The sequence below is a fragment of the Saccharothrix sp. ST-888 genome (assembly GCF_000955975.1).
Taxonomy (GTDB): domain Bacteria; phylum Actinomycetota; class Actinomycetes; order Streptomycetales; family Streptomycetaceae; genus Kitasatospora.
This window is the reverse complement of the sequence record NZ_JYJF01000223.1, coordinates 1-3,312: the sequence shown is the minus strand read 5'-3', so window position 1 is coordinate 3,312 and position 3,312 is coordinate 1. Positions and strand designations below refer to the sequence as shown.

General features: G+C 74.6%; 1 protein-coding gene. It reads right to left on the bottom strand.

The window, feature by feature from the left end; all coding sequences use genetic code 11:
• Positions 1-3,312: non-ribosomal peptide synthetase (locus UK12_RS32125; RefSeq protein ID WP_045306744.1), on the bottom strand; the 3,312-nt coding region annotated here is incomplete at both ends.

Genomic DNA, 3,312 nt, shown 5'->3' with positions numbered 1-3,312 from the left:
CAGCAGGGCGGGCCCGGAGTCCTGGAGCAGGTACGCGATCCGGGCCGCCGGGTAGCGCGGGTCCACGGGAACGTACGCCGCCCCGGCCTTGAGCACCGCGAGAATGGCCACCACCAGCTCGACCGAGCGCGGCAGCGCCAGCGCCACCCGCTGCTCCGGACCCACCCCCCTGGCGATCAGGGCGTGCGCGAGCCGGTTCGCCCGGGCGTTCAACTCGCCGTAGGTCAGCGCGACATCGCCACTCACCAGGGCCACCGCCTCGGGGCGCTCCTCGGCCCGGGCCCGGAACAGTGCGGGCACGCTCGCGGCGGGCGCGGGGTGCGCCGACTCCTCCCGGGGGGCGAGCAGTTCGCGGCGCTCCGTGGCGGAGAGCAGGTCGATGCGGCTGAGCGGCCGCTCCGGGTCGGCGACGGCCGCGGTCAGCAGCCGCACCCAGCGCACGACCATGGTCTCGACGGTGGCCGGGTCGTACAGGTCGCTCGCGTACTCGACGAACGCGCCGATCCCCGCGGGGGAGCCGTCCTGCGCGTACCGCTCGGACAGCGAGAAGACCAGGTCGAGCTTGGACGTGGTCGTGGCCAGCTCCACCTCGCCGACCCGCAGCCCGGGTGGGGCGAACTGGGCCCGGGAGTTGTTCTGCAGCACCAGCATGATCTGGAACAGCGGGTGGTGGGAGAGCGACCGCACCGGGTTGAGGGCTTCGACCAGGTGCTCGAAGGGCAGGTCCTGGTTCCCGTAGCCGGCCAGCGCGGTGTCCCTGACCCGGGCGAGCAGTTCGGTGAACGTCGGATCGCCCGAGGTGTCCGTCCGGAGCACGAGGGTGTTGACGAAGTACCCGACCAGCCTGTCCAGTGCCTGGTCGGTACGGCCGGCGACCAGGCTGCCGATCGGGATGTCGTCGCCCCCGCCGAGCTTGCTCAGCAGCGCCGCCAGTCCGGCCTGGAGCACCATGAACAGACTGGTGCCGGTGGTCCGGGCGAGCTCGTGCAGGCCGCGTTGCAGCTCCGCGTCCAGTTCGGCCCGCACGTAGCCCCCCCGGTGGGAGGCGACCGCCGGGCGCGGCCGGTCGGTGGGCAGCCGGAGCTGATCCGGCAGACCGGCCAGCCGCTGCGTCCAGTAGGCCGCCTGCCGGGCGACCGGGCTGTCCTCGTCCGTGGCCTCGCCGAGCAGCTCGTGCTGCCACAGGGTGTAGTCGGCGTACTGGACCGCGAGCGCCTCCTGTCGCGGCTCCTCGCCGCAGCAGCGGGCCGCGTACGCGGCGGTCAGGTCGGCGGCCAGCGGTCCGAGCGACCAGCCGTCGCCGGCGATGTGGTGGAGCACCACCAGCAGCACGTGCTCGTCCGGCGCCAGCTCGAACAGTTCGACGTGCAAGGGCAGTTCGACCGCCAGGTCGAACCGGTGGGTCTTCGCCGCCGCAAGCACGCCGGGCAGCCCGGCCTCGGTGGTCCGGCTCACGGCGAGCCGCGGGCGGGCCGCCGCGACGTCCAGCACCTGCTGGTAGGGCACGCCCTCCACCACCGGGAACACCGTCCGCAGGCTTTCGTGCCGGGCGACCACGTCCGTCAGGGCCGCGTGCAGCGCCTGCCGGTCGAGCGGGCCGGACAACCGCCAGGCCAGCGGGATGTTGTAGTTGGCGCTCGCGCCCTCCAACTGGTGCAGGAACCACAGCCGCCGCTGCGCGAACGACAGCGGGATCCTCCCCCAGCCTTGACGGCCGGGAGGTGCCCCCATCGGCCGCCGGCGCGGTGTCAGCGCCGCCTGCGCCGGCCCGGCCCCCACCAGGGCGGCGGCCAGGCCGGCCGGAGTCGGCTCCTCGAACAGGGTGCGCAGCTCCAGCTCCACGCCGAGCGCCGCGCGGACCCGGGCGGCCAGGCGGGTCGCCAGCAGCGAGTGCCCGCCCAGGTCGAAGAAGCTGTCCTCGACGCCGGCCGCGGCAACCCCGAGGACCTCGGCGAACAGCTCGCAGAGGATCTGCTCGTGCGGCGTGCGCGGCGCGCGGCCGAGACCGGGGCCGGTCGGGGCGACGTCGGGTGCGGGCAGGGCGCGCCGGTCCAGCTTTCCGTTGGTGGTCAGCGGCAGCACGTCGAGCAGCACGAACGCCGACGGCACCATGTGTTCGGGTAGCCGCCCCGCCAGGTGCCCGCGCAGGTCGGCCGGGTGCGGCGCCGTACCCTGGGCCGGTACCAGGTAGGCCACGAGCCGGGTGTCGTCGGTCCGGTCCTGCCGGGCCAGGACGGCCACCTGGGCCACGTGCGGGTGCGCGGCGAGCGCCGCCTCGATCTCACCGAGTTCGATCCGGAAGCCGCGCACCTTCACCTGGTCGTCGGCGCGGCCGACGTACGCCAGCTCGCCGTCAGCGCGCCGGCGCACCAGGTCGCCGCTGCGGTACATGCGCTCCCCGGCCGGCCCGAACGGGCAGGCCACGAACCGCCCGGCGGTCAGCCCGGGCCGGTTCAGGTAGCCGCGCGCCAGTCCGGCACCCGCCACGTAGAGCTCTCCCACGACACCCGGGGCCACCGGCCGCAGGGCGGCGTCCAGCACGTAGGCGCGCAGGCCGGGGATGGCCGTGCCGACCACCCCGGCCGCGCCGGCCGTGGCGCTGGTCCGGTCCAGCGCCGCGTACGTGACGTGCACCGTGGTCTCGGTGATGCCGTACATGTTGACCAGCAGCGGAGCGTCGTCCGGGTGCCGCTCGTACCAGCCCGCCAGCCGGGCGGGCTCCAGCGCCTCGCCGCCGAACACGACGGTGCGCAGGGCGAGCGGGCGGCCCGGCTCCGCCGCCTCCTGGTCCGCCCGCATCAGCTGGTAGAAGGCGGACGGCGTCTGGTTGAGCACCGTCACCCCCTCGCGGGCGAGGAGGTCCAGGAACCGGGCGGGCGAGCGGCTGGTCTCGTAGTCCACGACGACCAGGCGTCCGCCGTGCAGGAACGGTCCCCACAGTTCCCACACCGAGAAGTCGAAGGCGTAGGAGTGGAACAGCGTCCAGACGTCGGCCGCGGAGAAGGCGAACAGCTCCAGGGTGGTGGCGAACAGGCGCACCACGTTCCGGTGCGGCACCACGACGCCCTTGGGATTCCCCGTCGAACCGGAGGTGTAGATGACGTACGCGGGGTTCCGGGGGTCGACGGGGACACCCGGGTCCCCGTCCGGGAGGGCCGCGAGGAGCCCGGCGGTCGCCGGATCGTCCAGCAGCAGCCGGTCCACCGCCTCCGCGCCCGGCAGGTCTGCCACCTGGCCCGTCGTCACCAGCAGGGCGGGCCCGGAGTCCTGGAGCAGGTACGCGATCCGGGCCGCCGGGTAGCGCGGGTCCAC